Genomic DNA, 15,539 nt, shown 5'->3' with positions numbered 1-15,539 from the left:
TAGTTATAGTACCTTGTTTGCTGCTTTCATTAGCCTCGATTTGCGGCGTGCAGCAGCGTTTTTGTGAATTATACCCTTCTCTGCGGCTTTATCGATAACGCTTGCAGCCGCTGAGATTGCTTGCTGGATCGCCTCTTTGTCGCCGGACTCAATGGAAGCTCTAGCTTTCTTTACAAAGGTTTTGATTTTTGACTTCTCTGCGACATTGCGAAGATGCCGCTCACGGGATTTCTTTACGTCTTTAATTACCGATTTGATGTTCGGCAAATGATGTCACCCCCAAATTTCAATAAAGAATCAGGTTCAAGGCATACTCACGCCGTTTGGGCGCGAAGGTTCTCGACTGAGACAATGGATTATAACAGGTTACCCAGCAGAAAGCAAGTCATAGGGTTGCACTGCTTTTCCAATTCAGGTACTATTTTGCCATACAATTTCGAAAGGAGCTATGATAGCAAACGAGATGCCCAAATCGGTTCGAGTTTTACCCTACCTGCTTTTCATAGCCTCGGGTGCTTGGGGCTTAGTGTATGAGGTTACCTGGGCAAGATACCTTTCGTTGTTTCTTGGCAACACGACGCTAGCACACATGTGCGTGTTGGCTGGATTCATGAGCGGTCTTGCACTAGGTAGCTTTGTTATTGGGGCGGCGACACGGCAGTTTCGTCGTCCGCTTGCAGTGTATGGGTGGCTTGAGATAGCAATTGGTCTCTATGCAATCATATTTCCTTTAATAATCCATCCTATTCAGTCTTTTGCGCTTGTGGCGACGGCCAGAACCGACTTTGGCAGTCCAATTGCGCTGGCAGTGAAGCTTGCAGCGTCAATTGGTGTGCTGATTTTGCCAACGTTTCTCATGGGCGGCACATTTCCTGTGTTGATGAAGCACTTTCAGCCCGAATCTGAGCAAAAGGATGATAAGGCTGAGTGGCTTTACCTAGCAAACTGTGTCGGTGCGGTCGGTGGAACGCTTCTTGCAGGCTTTATGCTGATACCGGCACTTGGCATGCGCATGACCATGACGACCATTGGAGCAGTAAATATTGCTTTGGGGTTAATTGCTGTGATGCTCGGCATGTTGCGTGACGTTACTTCGTGTTCTGCTAGAGAACTCGCAAAAAGTGGAAGTGCGGCAAGGCATCCGCTTGTTATTCCCATCTGCATTGCAGCCGCTTTGTCAGGGGCGACTGCGATGATCTACGAACTGGTTTGGATATGTATGTTTGGCATTACACTTGGCAGCTCCACCTACTCATTTACGCTTATGTTGGCGGCATTCATCACAGGTTTGGCACTAGGAAGCCTTGCAGTGGGACTTTGCCGTCCTCTTAGTTTGCAGGCACTTTTAGCATTTGCTTTTGCCGAAATAGCTATTGCTTTCTCAGTGGCTGCAAGTATTCCTTATTATGAAAGATTGCCGTACGTCTTTTGGCGATGGTCCTTCCTTTTATTCCCGACCGAACAAACTTTAGGAATGTTTAACCTGTTGAAATATTCGCTGTGTTTTATTGTAATGTTGGTGCCGACGTTCTTTTTTGGGATGACACTTCCGTTGGCAATAAAAGCGGTCGCGCGAAGGGATGAGGACATTGGTAGAGATAGCGGACTAGTTTACGGTGCGAATACAGTCGGCACTCTTGCTGGGTCATTCTTGGCAGGCATTGTCCTTATTCCTATGCTTGGCCTTCGTGAATCTCTCCAAGTTGCTGTTGCGCTTAATATGATTGTGGGCGCACTTTTACTTGTGGTTTCTAAGTTGCCTCGCAAATGGGTCTTCACTGTTGGCGCATCAGTAGCAATTACAGTGCTCCTTTTCTCGTTGCCCCAATGGCATCCAGCAAGTTTTAGCCGGGGTACATTTCGAGTGAGAATGCTTCCTCCACCCGAAACTTGGCGTGCCTTCCGCTCTTTACTGTCGGAGATAAAGGTTTTTTATGTGGGTGAAGACGGAAGCGCCAGAGTTGCGGTTATTTCTGCTGAAAATTTGAAAGGACGATATGACAAACTACTTACAATCAATGGTAAGCCTGATGGTACATCATGGGGAGATATGCCGACCCAGGTGCTGCTTGGTCAAATCCCTATGTTCTTCAAACCAGATGCAAGAAATGTTTTGGTTATCGGTCTAGGCACGGGTGCTACTGCCGGGAGCGTTCTTACACATCCGAATACCCTTGTGGATTGTGTTGAGATATCACCTGCTGTTGCGAGGGCTTTGCAGTATTTTGACGATGTAAACTGGATGGTAAGGAAAAATCCAAGGTTCAACTTAATCATCGAGGATGCAAGGACGGTAGCCGCGGTTACGCAGAAAAAATACGATGTTGTAATTAGCGAACCGAGCAATCCTTGGATGGCGGGAGTAGGCAACCTCTTCACGCTTGAGTTTTTCCAGTCACTCGATAGAATTCTTAACCCTGGAGGCGTACTAGCACAATGGTTTCATAGCTATGAGATGTCAGATGAACTTGTAGCAATAATTATTCGCACCGTGCGGCAGGTTTTTCCCTATGTGTATATCTTCGAAACCCAAGCGAACGATTACATACTTTTGGCTTCACGCGATCCGATATCACCCGACTTTGAGGCAATGGAAAAGCGGATAGCGCTTGATTCCGTCAAACGAGATCTCCAAAGGATTTCAATAACTTCTTTAATAGCCCTTCTCTCGCGGCAAACGATGTCAGCGGAGACCGCGGAAGAGGTGGCTGGCGTGGGCATGGTGAATTGTGATGACTTGCCTGTGCTAGAATACCAAGCGCCGCGCTCATATTATATTGGTGAAGTCGCCGAATGCATGAACAGCAATGACGAGCGAAAATGGGGTAATGAGAACTTGTTCAGCGTGCAGTATATGCGCTTTCGTAAACTTAGTAAAGAAGATTATCGGTCGCTAATTACGGCATGCCTTGATTCGCGCATGAAACACCCGGCTTTACTTCTTGCGCTGCTAAAACATTATTTAATGGAATGGCCGAATGATCCTGAAATACTTATTGAATATGCGAAAGCATTGAGCTCGACCGAGCCATTAGCAGCTTTACGAGCGGCACATTCTGCGGTTCAAATCAAACCAAACGTACAATCGTTGGAGTTAGAGGCAGACATCCTTTTGGCAGAGGTCATGCGTCGGCAATCGGTATTTACGCCGCAGGACTTCGCTCCTATACTTGACCTTCTCGATCGCGCAATCAACCTTGATCCAAAAAACAAACGCCTGCAGGAAAAGCGGCGGGAGGTTGTTGAGATGATGCAGTAGAGTTTATCTTAATCCAAGGACCCGCTTTAAAAACGGGGTGAAGCCTTTAGCAATAAGATAGAAGCCGAGAGAATTCGGATGAACCCCGTCCACTAGTCCAAAACTAGTTTTCTTGGAGATCATCTTCCGACCATCGAAGAAGTGTATATTCTGGTCGCCTTCGCAGTTCATTTTCTTAACGAACTCTTCGCCTGTCTTTCGTTGTTCGACGTGAAGTGAGTCGTCAATATCATCTCGACAGTAATAGAATGGTCCGGTGACAATAATTGGCACGAGTTTATGCGATTTTCGAAGTTCGCCAACGAAAAGCGGCAAATTTTCTCGATAATTCAACCCCTTATTCGCCCAATGGTCAACGACTATGCAGGCGCATTCGATCTCGCCGATAGCCCTTGCCACTTCAATATCTCCATGACCATTGCCAGAGAACCCAAGATTCACAAAATCCACATTGAGCCAGCGGGAGATAAAGTCTTGGTAAGTTGTTCCCGGGGTCGAGGCGCAACCGCCTTGTGTAATGCTAGTTCCATAGAAAATGATTGGTTTCTTGATTGCAAAGGGCTTGTGTTCTTTGATGGCAGAACCCTCGTCTAGCCCGATTTGCCTAAGCTCAACGGGTTTGTATAGCGGCATGTGGATTACTATGTCCCGAAGCTTTGGGGACTTTTGAATGTTCCACTGCGCTTCAATATTTCCGGCAGCATCAGGGGAAACGCTCCCCATGAAAAAGCCGTCTACATAAATATCGAAGCCGCTCTGCCCGATTCGGGTAATGTGGTTCATAACTGCATTATCCGAGACCTTTGCACGAAGGCCAACTTGACATGAGTCAGTCTTGAAGAGAATTCTGCCGCCTGCAGGGCATTGTGCAAGCTCCCAAACGGCCGGACGAAAAGTGTCCTTCAGTCGCTCAGGGAGGCGTCTCAAAACCGGCCGGTCTTCTTCAAACCATGGGAGCCCATGTACGTTGAAGCCGTCATTGGGGAAATCTATCCAGTCCATACCCTAAAATTAAACATATTGGCTGTTTTTCCTACCCAAGACTTCCCGAAAAGCGAAAAAGTTTGGTAATATTCGTTAGGTTCTTTAGGCAAACGGAAAGACTGCAATTTTTTAAAAAACTGGTAAATTTACTGGCTTGACGCCAAGCTCTTTCTGGGATATTATTCCAATAAGCTGGGTTATTGTATTTAATAGCGGCGTTGGCGGTTGTTATTAAAGCTGGCGTCAAACATTCCGGTTGCGCTTTAGTTAGAGGTAAAGAAAGGAGAGAGATGGGATGAAGAGGTTGCATATTTTTCTGGCGGTTTTTGCCGTTTCCCTCTGCTTTTTACTTCCTGCACAAGCCCAAACCGACGGACAGATTGTGCTTAAGCATGGCTCAGGCGGTTATTACGGCACTACTGACACATGGATTGACTATTCTAATCCAAGCACGAACTATGGTTCGTCAACTGAGATGAATGTCAAGATGTTCTCAAGTAGCCCAAGGAATAGCGGCCTCATTAAATTTGACCTTACTGGCCAGCTCCCCAATAATCCTTGGCTGCGTATAACTAGTGCTACGCTTTCGCTATATCTCGTCCGCTTGGAAGAATTCGGGTCTGGCGATTGGATGTACATTGGCCCGTATATGATAAGAGATTACAAAGATTGGGTTGAAAATCAGGCGAACTGGAATGTTTTCAAAGGGTCAACTTATTGGGCTACGGCTGGATGCGAGAATACAACTTGGGATAGGTATCCGAATCCAGACTCGCTAGTTTATTTCTATTACGGCATGGCCGCCGGTATTTACTACAACTGGAATGTTACTAACAGCGTAAAGAAGTGGGTGGAAGAAGGCAAGCCAAATAATGGTTGGTTGATGCGCGCTTACAGCCATGATGGCGGTGGCGATGTTGTAGTGTTTGCAACCAAGGAGGGTTCACTGGGCGTCCGACCAAAATTAACAATCAACTACACAATCATTCCGGAGCCAGCAAGCATTTTGGCGCTCAGCATGGGAGTATTAACCCTGATAGGCGCGGCCCGGCGAAGAAAATAGACCGAAGCAGCAACCTTCCTCGCTCCTTTATAGCGCCAATCTTAAATAGCAGGAGTTAAAAAACTCCGCCTCGTAGCGCTTTGCGAGGCGGAGTTTTACTGCAATTACTGGATTTTCACTGGCTCCTGAGTCGCATAAGTTTTGCGTTGTCTTCTCCTCCGTTTGCCAGATAAAGCAGTGGGATTGGCCGGTCTACTCCTTCGATAAACTTCGGACGAGCCGACCAATTTGCCTGCGATAATACGTTGTTCAGGTCCATCCAGTATTCAAGTCTTGCAGGCGATAATCCCTGAATCATATGGAAATGGTTTGCTGGCGGATAATGTTTATATTCATACATGCTTGCATACTTTGGCACCACGAACGTGTGCGGCCACGTTGGTGTTGTGCACTCACCTAGTGCCTTTGCAAGCTTTTCGGGCACTTCTGCTGTTGTCGCCTCATCCCAGCTCATGCTGAATATGCCTGACAGACTGCTGTACATAAGCCGTCCTGCAATGCCATCAAGCCCGCCCGGCGAGACGAACGTTACAGAATTACCCAAGCCTGGGAAATATCCTTCGTCAGCAAGCGGCATCGAAACCTTTGACATTATCTCTTCTATGCTTGCGCCAGGCTTTGCGGCCCAATCAAGCGAAGCACTACCAGAATTGTCGCCATCTACTAGGCCCTTCTGTGCCCAAAGTTCGTCTTCAGGAAGACTCACTCCTATTTTTTGTGCAAGAGCCTCAAGTTCCCATTGCTCCCAAACCTTGCGGAAGTCCATAAACAGCGGTGGATTTCCACCAGTTAATGCGCTCATGAAAAGCATGGTGAGAAGCCCCTGGACGTCGGCCTCGGTTGCGAATGGAATGGGTACCTTTCGCCCATTGTGGTCGAATGTCGAATTGAAAAACGACTCCATTGCGTCGGCAACTGGCAGAGGTATGCCTCGTTTGTCTGAGCCCCACTCAAGTTGACTCATAAATCCACCGCCAACAGCGTTCAAATCTTCCATCAAGTCACGCGTAATGAGATATAGCGCTAGGCTCTGGTTGAACCGCTCGGAGTCGGCTTCGTTTCTTATTTCCAGCCGACTGCCAAGGTGTTTGTCTATAAACGCACGGAATGCCTTGAGTTCTTCAGCGTCATAGGCTTTTTTCTGGAGCATATCTGCAAGTAGCTTCATGTCAAGCCGTGTTATCTCGATGCCAAACTGTCGGCGTGTAGGAAGAATATGCGCCAGAGCGGTTTCCATCCCCATTGAGTCGTGGCCAAAGATTACAACCCTGCTGCCTTTTAGCGCTTGCGTCGTAACAGCTGCAAACGCCCAGTCTACTAAGGCTTGAGCGGTTTCTTCCGTCATCACCGGTTCAATGCCTGTATCTGGCCATGTGCCCACATTTAGGTGTGAAAGCCTTCCATATTGCGCCAAAGCACCATTTACTGCGTGAGCGAAAACAACACCCGGCTTCGGACCGCTGTTCCCGCAGGTGAAGTTTATCGGCGTGTCAGTGGGGAACTGCTGAATAAGTGAGATTACGCTCAATTGAGGAAATGCCCAAGTATCTGGCGTGCAAACCAACACCTTCACTCCGGCGTCTTGGAACTGCTTTGCCACTATGTCCGCTTGGGCTTCACCATCAACAAGTATGGGGGCATAAACAACCTTCGCCGGGGAGCCGTTGGGCAGTTTGACCCTATCGGCTAGAATGTCCGCTGTCATTTTTACAATGTTCCTGCATCTTTGTCGGCTTTCAGCATCTATTCGAGGATCGCCAGCACAGAATACTCCAATTACTGGCGTATTTTTCTCCAATTTGCGAACGTCATCAGGCAATCCAATCGCTTTTCCCATGTTGCAGTCCTCCAAATATTATGTTTCGATTGGTATTCTAGCAGATGATAATACGTCAGACAAGCGTCATTTCGTATATTGAAATTATCAACAACCTAGCTAATGAACAGAACATATGTTAATGGAGAATCGTCAAAAGAAGAAAGGTGGCCAATCCATCACATGCTAGGGCAACAAATAGCTTAGCAGGAGGTTAAAATGAGGAATTTGCGCCAAATTGTTATTTTACTTGCAATTACCATGCTGATGTGCGTAATCCTTGCAGAGGCAGGCGCATCAATTGTCTCTGAGGGCATGGTAATTACAGTACAGGAATGGACCCTCTACATCCGAACTCCCGACAATAAGCCGCTTTCGTTTAATCCTTATTACGTTTTCAATGGGACTACCTGGGTTCCGTCCGGCCCAGCAAAGACGGTATTTCCGTGCCTCGAGTCTGGAGAAAGAGTGCGTGTTACCTGGACCATGGATGTCGAAGGCAAGAGGAGAGTCGACGCTATCCAGATAATAAGTGCTCTTGAGGGTACCACAAGTGGAGTAGTTGTATCATCATCGCGAACCCAGCTTGTAATCCGGCCAAAAGATGAGCCAGGGACGGTAACTATGAACCCGAGATTCGTATTGATTGAAGGCAAATGGGTTCCTGACCCGGTAATTTCCAACAAGCTGGCAGCATTGACGCCCAAGACTAAGGTAACAGTGCGTTGGTTCTGGGATAGAGAAGGCAGAAAGCGAATAGCTGCTTTGGATATCGGCTGGCCGCCTGAACGATAGTGCACGTTTTTCAGATTGAAATTTGAGTATTAGTAATTGCTTGCTGTTTTGAAAGCCGCACGCTTATACAAATTAAAGTGCGGCTTTTTGTTTCATTGACAGTTTGTCCTCATCATGGTAGAATTTTTTCGCCATCAGAATACGGCGGAGCGATGTCCGAGCTTGGTTGAAGGAGCACGACTGGAAATCGTGTAGCGGGACACAAATCCCGCTCGTGGGTTCGAATCCCACTCGCTCCGCCAGTTTTTTCAATTATCTCGACCCAAGCTTTATTTTAGCAAAGGCTGTTTTTTTTCTTGCTTGCTTTATTTGATAGCCCTATATTGAGAGTAGATTCAATTTTTGCAATAATCCCGAAAGCTATTTTAAGGCAGGGGATAAAGAAGAAAACCATGAATAAAAACCTAGCAAAACTTAGAAAATTTACCTGCAGGAAGTTTTAAGTCAGAAACAGATTTTATGAGTTGGCTCTTCATGAAAGAAAATCTTGATTTATTAGGCGAAGAGATTGGCGCAGATATTAAGCTTGTTCAAACCGAGGCGGTTGTACGAATAGACGATATTGTTCCAAAAGGTTTTTCCAAAATACATTAGAGAGTTTAAAAATAACCTGCCGCTGAGTTCGGCTGAACCTAGCATTTGCAAGAAGAGACTTAGAAAAACTGTCACCAAGCGAACGACATGAGGGCAAAAAAAACATCAATTTTCGGATGAGAAAACGCAACTTTAAAGTTTCGTCTGTGATTGGCGCTACGTGAGTAAGTTGAAAGTGCAATAAAGAGAAATGGCGGGCTTTTGCAAGGAAGCTCGCCATTTCTCTTTATATACTTTTTGGAGTAAGCCTATAAGCCGGGTTCTGTCGAGGATGATCATCTCTCTGGGGCGCGGGTTGCCCCGAGCCTCAAGCGGCCATTACCCGAAGGGTCAGCGGGCAGCTTCTTCCCCTTCCTATTCGGCCTTGCTCCCGATGGGGTTTACCAAGCCTCCGCATCACTGCGGAGCTGGTGGTCTCTTACACCACCGTTTCAGCTTTGCTCCACCCGAAGGTGGGGCGTTTTCTTTTCTGTGGCACTTTCCGTGGGATCGCTCCCCCTCGCTATTAGCGAGCATCGTGCCCTGCGGAGCCCGGACTTTCCTCCCCGATTACTCGAGGCGATCATCCAGCTTACTCCGAGATTATTTTACCACATTTGCGTGGATTATCAATGACTAGCGCTTGGTTTGCAGATAGTCGTTAGTCCCGGGCCGTCAATTTTACAGTTTTGTCAACCTCAGTTGCAAGCATTGGAATAACAGCGCGGAATTTCCAGTCACCCAGAGGGTCATTTAATGCCGCAGGCATCCGAAATTCAGCTGTGCCGGTTAGCAAGATTTCCCGCGTGTGTCGAAAACTTCGGCGGCCATCTGGGCGAATGGCTTCGATAAAAATGGGAATTGGACATCCACTTGGTTCAGCGAGCCTTATAATAAACTCGCCATTTGCTACTTGAACGTCGAATTCGGGTCTTCCTGGTTTTTTCGGATATAGACAAAGTATTGCGCCTTGTCGCTGGGTGAGCTGAACAGGGATTGTTATATTCTCGCCAGCTTTTTGGAATTTAAATGCTTTGCCTGTGGCTAGGTCGCATATATATCCCACTTTAAGACTTGGATTCACGCTAATTTTTGCAGTTGCGGTTTCCGGCCGGTGATTTACCACAACAACTGCCGAGGCATTCTTGCCAATCAGGAGACTAGCTTCAAATTCGTCATCCGAGCATTTTGCCCATGGGAGAATCCCATAATTAGTGAAGACTTCCCGAGCCCAAGATTCGAGCATATCCACAGTTTTCACATCATCATGTTCTACTGCTAGGCGGTAGGTATTATCCAAACCCTCAGGAACTTTTATTATATAGCCCTTTCCAACCTGAATTGTTTCCGCACGCCATGGTTCAGCAGACGGCATCTCGCCGACAAGTGCCTTTAATTGAGTGAGGGGTGCTCCTTCGGGGGTGATTGATGGACAGTGGTCGAGCATAAGGATTCCGCCGGACCTGATGAATTCAATTAGAGTCGATTCCACTTTTTGCGGTAATATATCGGTTTGAAGAAGTATGACTGCTTGGTAAGGTTCGAATCCACGGTCGAGGGCAATTTCTTCATGGAGGATGTCGCACTCGCCGAACTCGCGGCGGAATAATTCTAAGCCGAACGTTGGGTAATAAGCTCCATTTATGATCCATTGGCGATATGGAAAGTAGAGAGCTATGTGGGCTTTAGCGCGCTCAGTTGACAGCAAAAATGGTGTGGTTTTCGCAATTGCGCGAAGGTCTGCCCCGCCATCCTCCCAGCGTTCGGGTCGAGCCATATTCCCTGCGCCAAAAACGCCGTAGATAAATGTATTCAAATAGTGGCAGCCTTCACCGACAGCAGTATATGCTAGCTCGCCGGTTGCCTCCTTTGGGTTTTGTTGAAAGGGCCAGTTCCTATCGTCCAGCTCAACATAGAAGCCCATTGGCTTTCCATAAAACTGCACAACACAACGTTGGAAAGCAAATCCGTAGTGTACCTTTGCAAAGCGGCGTTTATGCGATTGTGGATACCAGTATGGGTATATGTCGAAGTCGAGATAGTCTGCCGTGCCACCCCAGCGGAAGACATCCTCAAACCTTCGCTGAGGCGATTCGCTTCCAAATCCTGGCTCCATGAAAGTATGAAGTAATCCCCAGGGCTTTTCTTGCTTTTGACAGATGTTATACGAGAGTTGGAATTGGCGGCGTGCATAATCCCCAACAAAAATCCAGTGTTTCAGCCGATTTTCGCCGCACAAAGGCGCTTCCTGTTCGGCGTCGGGCGCATTAAAACCACATTTCTCAAGATATTCTCTGCCGCTGTCGAAATCAAGATTAAGATTCGCATAGTTTGCGACAGGCTCATCAATATGCTTCACAGCGAATAATCGGGGGACAAGGTCTGCCACTTCTGTCCAAGGTTTTAGCAATTCCGCAGCTTTACTTTCGGCATTCGGGGATCGCACGTCAAAGGGCGGACGGGTTTTGTGAGCAAATATCGGTAAGTGTGAGTAGTCGTACATAACAGCCATTCCCTGCTGTTGGGCATAAAATTCAAGTAAGCCTGCCATTTCTGCAGCAAATCCCTGCGGCTCGCGCGCTATCGCATCGAGAACCGGGATGGCGATAGTGTTGATTCCATGGGAGGCGACATCCTCTACCATCCACTTCAGCGTCTTAGGCCCAAGCCAGTGGCCACCTTGCTGGACTGGGACTCGGGCAATGATAGGATAAAAGCAATTCATATCAAGAGGTGAGGCTATGGCAATCGGCACATTTGTTGATGTCTCTTTTGATTGAACGGATAAGGTATACTCGCCATCGGCAAGGTCGGGAAGTATATCTCGGATTTTCAATGAACCAGTTGCGTCAAGTGTGCCAGCCGCTCGCCATACTACTCTCGTGCGAATATCTCTAAGCGACGCCTGAACATTTGCCCCTGCAGGTCCATGAACATTAAACTCGAAGGTGCCTAGCGGCTTGAACACACGCTTGTGGTATCGGAATTCAACTCTAATAGACGGTTGAAAAATAGTCGTCTCCTTCTCATGTTCAGCCCTAAGGTTTGTCAAATGAGAAATTAAGGATGAAATAACTTTTGTATATTCTTGAGACCAATATAAAGATTTGCCTCGGTCAATGCTCGGATCGGGCCAGCAAGTAACTAGCGCAACTTTTCCATTACCAAATGGACGAACGATAATAACAGGTCTGCCTCCTGCATCCTCAAGGATCACTTGCGAGTCAGGCTTTAAAGTAACCTCTTGCAACGGCCCGGGATATCCTAGTTTATTCTCTTCAGCAGGTATTATTTTTGAAGCAATTATAGGCAATTCACTCCTATCATTTGTATGTTTCTCAGGAAGTGCTGGGAGAATGTCTTTCGCCAAGGGGCGGCCGTCGAGGCTGGCATTGACGCTGTTAGGCCCAGCGAAGATTAAGAGGGAACCACCACTGTGAACGTAGTCAGCCAAGTTGGCAAGCTCTCGGTCAGATAGGACGTAGGTATCTGTGTCTACCATCACCACTAGTGATAGTTGGCTGAGGTTGGGCGGCCAGTTGTCTAGTGGCATGTGAGGACCCCTAAATGCATGGGTTGAAAGTCTAGCAGTTGGAAAATGGATTCTGAAAATTTCCTCGGCTTGGTAATATTCACCAGCACGGTTCAAGCATAACGCAATTGTCGGCGGCTGCGTTGGCTTGAGGTTCATCTTTTTCGGCTTGTAGTTCTCGACAATGTCTTCGCCATACCGAAACGTTAAGTCGGCTAGTTGTAGCTCAAAGGTTGAATTCCCAGGGGGTTTCTCAATGCTTAGCGATAGTTGTGATAGTCGGCGCAGTCCATAGAAACGCCAAACATTCACGAGCGAGTCTGGCTGATTGATGTCCGCCTCGAATTCGGTCCACTCATTGGAAGTTTGCTTGACCTTCGGAAAGAAGGAAAACGGAGCATCGGGGGATTTGAGGCATAACCGGAGTTTTAGATTTTCAGGAGAGATGTTTCCTGTTGCCCTGAGCTTGAATGATATCCATCTGGGACGCATGAGGTTAATATCTCGGCTCAGGCGATTGGTAGTAGCATCCCTAAAATCCATTGGGATATGCAGGATGCCATCTGCTCGGATAATACCTTTGCCTATTTCTTTCTCATCAACTAGGTACGACAGCGACCACGCCGACGAATCTTTTAAATCATCTTTCCACATAGCTTCTCCTGTTTGTGTAATCGTTAGAATTAATAAGAGTGAAACAAGCGAGCTAGCGAGTGTGTTTTTCATAATCTCCCCGCCTTACGCATGGCGCAAACCTCATTTAGATTTCTCCTTGCTACTGCATAGTTAGGGTTGAGCCGGATAGCTTCCCTAAACTCATGCTCTGCTTCATCAAACTTGCCCATTTCAGCCAGGGCAACGCCCAGATTATTGTGGGCCTCTGGTAAATCAGGGTTTAGGCTGAGTGCTCGCATGTGATATTCCATCGCTTCGTCTATTCTTCCAAAATCTATGAGTATGGCTCCAAAATTTGTATATGCCTCTGCAAAGTATGGATTCAGCTCCAGTGACTTTGCATATTCTTCAGCCGCTTCATGGATTCTTCCCTGCGCAGCATATACTCGCCCTAAATTGTAGTGGGCGCGTGCGCTTTTCGGTTTCAAGTGGAGTGCTTTCGCCAAGTGGTCCAGTGCTTCATTGTACTTACCTTTTTGAATGAGGGCTGCTGCGATTGAATTGTGTGCCTCAGGGCAATTGGGGTTAATTTGTAAAGCGGCAGTATAGTGTGATATCGCCTTATCAATTTCTCCTTTTTCTGCAAGGACAACGCCCAAGTTAACGTGGGCCGACCATGCGTGTGGATTTCTTGAAATCGTATTGCTCCAAAGGGTTTCTTCGTCTTTATAAATCCTCTGTTGATTCCAGCTTAGGCAGGCAAGGATGAGAACGACTGCAATAGCAGAGAATGTGCTTGGTTTGACCATTCCATGGCGTTCTATAATTCGGCAAATCCCAGCCACAACAAGGGCGACAATTCCCAGCATCGCTGAATACTGCCAGTGGTCGGCAACCAAGGAATAGCGCATAAAGTAGATATTCACAAAACCGAGCACGGGGAAAAGCATTAGCACAAAGTATCCAAGCGCCGCAAAAAATGGTCGTCCCCAGGACTGCCTAAATAACCAAAATATTGCAAAGCAACCTAGCAAGGTTGCGAGAGGTATCCAGGCAACTATTGATGATGGGTTGATTTCCCATCGCGGATAGACAAAGAGAAGGTTTGTTGGGAGAAGGTCTTTGTAAAGGTAGAACCAGACTACCCAGCCGGTGCCGGCGAGCCTTGCAAAGAAGCTATCGGTACGAACGATATCTTCACCAATGTTCCGGTGGGTTTGGACGTAAGCTGTTAGCAAGCCGGAGATTATGGAAGCCGCAATAAACGGGAGCATGCACACTATATCATGCCGCCCAATCTTGCCTCGCTTCCACCAAGTGATTAGCAGAAGAACAGCAGGGAGCATCATAACTGAAATTTTGCTCAAGAGTGCGAGGATGAATAGTAATAACGTTAGGCAGTACCAGAAGCGTTGGTTTTCTGTTTCAAATCTGAGATAAGCAAGTATGCTGGCGAGCATAAGCAGCATCGGTAGGATGGTACGCTGTTGATATACCCAACCAGCGGTTTCTACGTTTACTGGATGCACGGCAAAAATGACTGCAGTAAGCCAGCCGCCAGGAATTCTAAGCTTTTGCAACGTCAACCACGTGAGAACGGCAGTACAAGCATGAAGAAATATGCTGAAAATATGCCAGCAAACATTGTTAGCTCCCCAAAGTTTCCATTCAATCCAGAAAAGGGTATGCACGAAAGGAAAATAGTCCGGCGACTGCATAGTACACCAGTACCGGTAAAGCGCGTCTTTAGTGTTTATAATGGGGCTCTTAATAATCCATGCGATATCATCCCATATGAAGCCATTATTGATTGAGGGGACGTAAATGAGGAATGTAATTGCGACAATTGCCATGCCGGCATAGAATTGGTTGCTTGCATGACTTTGCCTTTGTCTTGCTTTCTTGTTAGCCATTTTACAACACTAGATTAGAGTTTTCATTACGGCGGCATCTTCTGCGTCAGAGCCTTGAGAAATTGGGGGTGTGGCTTGCCGCCATACTTTTTAGCAAGCGCAATTTCCTTCCACGCTCCAGCGTAGTCGCCCTTCAAATAAAGCATGACTGCTAAGTTGTTATAGGCGTCAGCAAAATCGGGCTTGATTTGGATTGCCTTTCGATACTCATCTATCGCTTCGTCAATCAGGTTTCGTGCTCCGAGAACACCAGCAAGATTGTAATGAGCGTCAGCATTGTCGGGCTGTAGGATAATTGATTTCTGATAATGTTGCATTGCCTCTGTAAGTTTTCCCTTCATGGTCAGGAGTCTAGCCAAATTGTAATGTGCCGCCTCATTGCTGGCATTGAGTGCGAGCGCTGTGCGATAGTGTTGTTCTGCTTCATCAAGTTTGCCTATTTCTGCAAGAACGTTAGCCAAATTTGTATGTGCTCGGTCGTCGTTTGGGTTATCATTAAGAATGTTAATATATTGAATGGCTGCACCCTCGAAATTTCCTTGAGCTGCTAGGGCACTTCCCAGGTTGTTTCTAGCCTTTACATGATGTGGGTTGATCTCCAGCGCTTTCATATAGTTTTCAATTGCCTCTGCTAGATTCCCCATCGCGGCAAAAGCAATGCCCATATTGTAGTATGTATCCGGGTCGTTTGGCCTAAGATTAAGAGCTTTCCTATAATGGGGTAATGCTTCTTGTGGGCGGCCCAACTGTGTGAGGGCGGCGCCCATCCCAATATGAGCTTCGGGGCTCTCATATATCCCCAGGGCTTTTGTATGGTATTCCAGTGATTTTTCTGCATCCCCACGTTCAAGAAGAACAGAAGCAAGATTGTTGTATGCCATCCAGGAAGTAGGGTTTTTTGCCAGGTTGTCGCGCCAAAGTGTTTCAGCATCTTTATATGCATGTCCCTGGCGCCATGTTAGAACTGCAAGCACAACAAGAATCGCCGC

9 protein-coding genes, 1 tRNA gene and 1 other RNA gene are annotated in these 15,539 nt (G+C 47.1%); 4 read left to right on the top strand and 7 right to left on the bottom strand.

Annotation, left to right across the window (positions count from 1 at the left end; genetic code table 11):
• Positions 1–3: 3 nt before the first annotated feature.
• Positions 4–267 (bottom strand): 30S ribosomal protein S20, encoded by a 264-nt coding sequence (gene rpsT / locus K6T99_04395; GenBank protein MCL6519046.1) that lies wholly within the window; start codon positions 265–267, stop codon positions 4–6.
• A 181-nt stretch (positions 268–448) separates the two neighbouring features.
• On the opposite strand from rpsT, the gene K6T99_04390 reads away from it, so the two are divergent.
• Complete coding sequence (locus K6T99_04390) at positions 449–3,259, top strand: fused MFS/spermidine synthase (GenBank protein ID MCL6519045.1); 2,811 nt, start codon at positions 449–451, stop codon at positions 3,257–3,259.
• A gap of 3 nt (positions 3,260–3,262) precedes the next feature.
• On the opposite strand, the gene K6T99_04385 is transcribed toward K6T99_04390, so the two are convergent.
• Entirely contained in the window at positions 3,263–4,261 is a 999-nt protein-coding gene (locus K6T99_04385; GenBank protein MCL6519044.1) for an SGNH/GDSL hydrolase family protein, read from the bottom strand.
• 277 nt (positions 4,262–4,538) lie between these two features.
• Here K6T99_04385 and K6T99_04380 point away from each other — a divergent pair, with 277 nt between their 5' ends.
• Positions 4,539–5,306 (top strand): DNRLRE domain-containing protein, encoded by a 768-nt coding sequence (locus K6T99_04380; GenBank protein ID MCL6519043.1) that lies wholly within the window; start codon positions 4,539–4,541, stop codon positions 5,304–5,306.
• Positions 5,307–5,421: 115 nt separating this feature from the next.
• Here the strand turns inward: K6T99_04380 and K6T99_04375 are convergent, their stop codons facing one another.
• The gene (locus K6T99_04375) at positions 5,422–7,143 is read right to left on the bottom strand and encodes a hypothetical protein (protein ID MCL6519042.1); all 1,722 of its coding nucleotides are present in this window, start codon (positions 7,141–7,143) and stop codon (positions 5,422–5,424) included.
• Between the two features lie 198 nt (positions 7,144–7,341).
• On the opposite strand from K6T99_04375, the gene K6T99_04370 reads away from it, so the two are divergent.
• Complete coding sequence (locus K6T99_04370; GenBank protein MCL6519041.1) at positions 7,342–7,917, top strand: hypothetical protein; 576 nt, start codon at positions 7,342–7,344, stop codon at positions 7,915–7,917.
• Between the two features lie 146 nt (positions 7,918–8,063).
• Positions 8,064–8,159, top strand: a tRNA-Ser gene (locus K6T99_04365).
• A gap of 587 nt (positions 8,160–8,746) precedes the next feature.
• Here K6T99_04365 and rnpB read toward each other — a convergent pair.
• The 4 genes from rnpB to K6T99_04345 form a co-directional block, all read right to left on the bottom strand.
• Positions 8,747–9,089: RNase P RNA component class A (gene rnpB / locus K6T99_04360), an RNA gene on the bottom strand.
• Positions 9,090–9,151: 62 nt separating this feature from the next.
• Complete coding sequence (locus K6T99_04355) at positions 9,152–12,748, bottom strand: hypothetical protein (protein ID MCL6519040.1); 3,597 nt, start codon at positions 12,746–12,748, stop codon at positions 9,152–9,154.
• On the bottom strand, positions 12,745–14,550 hold the full coding sequence (locus tag K6T99_04350; protein ID MCL6519039.1) for a tetratricopeptide repeat protein: 1,806 nt from the start codon (positions 14,548–14,550) through the stop codon (positions 12,745–12,747). Before K6T99_04350 ends, K6T99_04355 begins: the two co-directional genes overlap by 4 nt.
• Before the next feature lie 26 nt (positions 14,551–14,576).
• Positions 14,577–15,539, bottom strand: a 963-nt coding sequence (locus K6T99_04345; GenBank protein ID MCL6519038.1) for a tetratricopeptide repeat protein, incomplete at its 5' end; no start/stop codon positions are given.

Source organism: Armatimonadota bacterium (assembly GCA_023511795.1).
In the GTDB taxonomy this organism is placed as follows: domain Bacteria; phylum Armatimonadota; class UBA5829; order DTJY01; family DTJY01; genus JAIMAU01.
The sequence above is the reverse complement of the archived record's forward strand: the minus strand, read 5'-3'. Positions and strand labels throughout refer to the sequence as shown.

What these genes read in the sequence shown, in the direction of transcription:
- K6T99_04390 (MCL6519045.1), top strand. Translation starts at nt 449, where the DNA reads ATGATAGCAAACGAGATGCCCAAATCGGTTCGAGTTTTACCCTACCTG.
- K6T99_04385 (MCL6519044.1), bottom strand. Translation starts at nt 4,261, where the DNA reads ATGGACTGGATAGATTTCCCCAATGACGGCTTCAACGTACATGGGCTC.
- K6T99_04380 (MCL6519043.1), top strand. Translation starts at nt 4,539, where the DNA reads ATGAAGAGGTTGCATATTTTTCTGGCGGTTTTTGCCGTTTCCCTCTGC.
- K6T99_04375 (MCL6519042.1), bottom strand. Translation starts at nt 7,143, where the DNA reads ATGGGAAAAGCGATTGGATTGCCTGATGACGTTCGCAAATTGGAGAAA.
- K6T99_04370 (MCL6519041.1), top strand. Translation starts at nt 7,342, where the DNA reads ATGAGGAATTTGCGCCAAATTGTTATTTTACTTGCAATTACCATGCTG.
- K6T99_04355 (MCL6519040.1), bottom strand. Translation starts at nt 12,748, where the DNA reads ATGAAAAACACACTCGCTAGCTCGCTTGTTTCACTCTTATTAATTCTA.
- K6T99_04350 (MCL6519039.1), bottom strand. Translation starts at nt 14,550, where the DNA reads ATGGCTAACAAGAAAGCAAGACAAAGGCAAAGTCATGCAAGCAACCAA.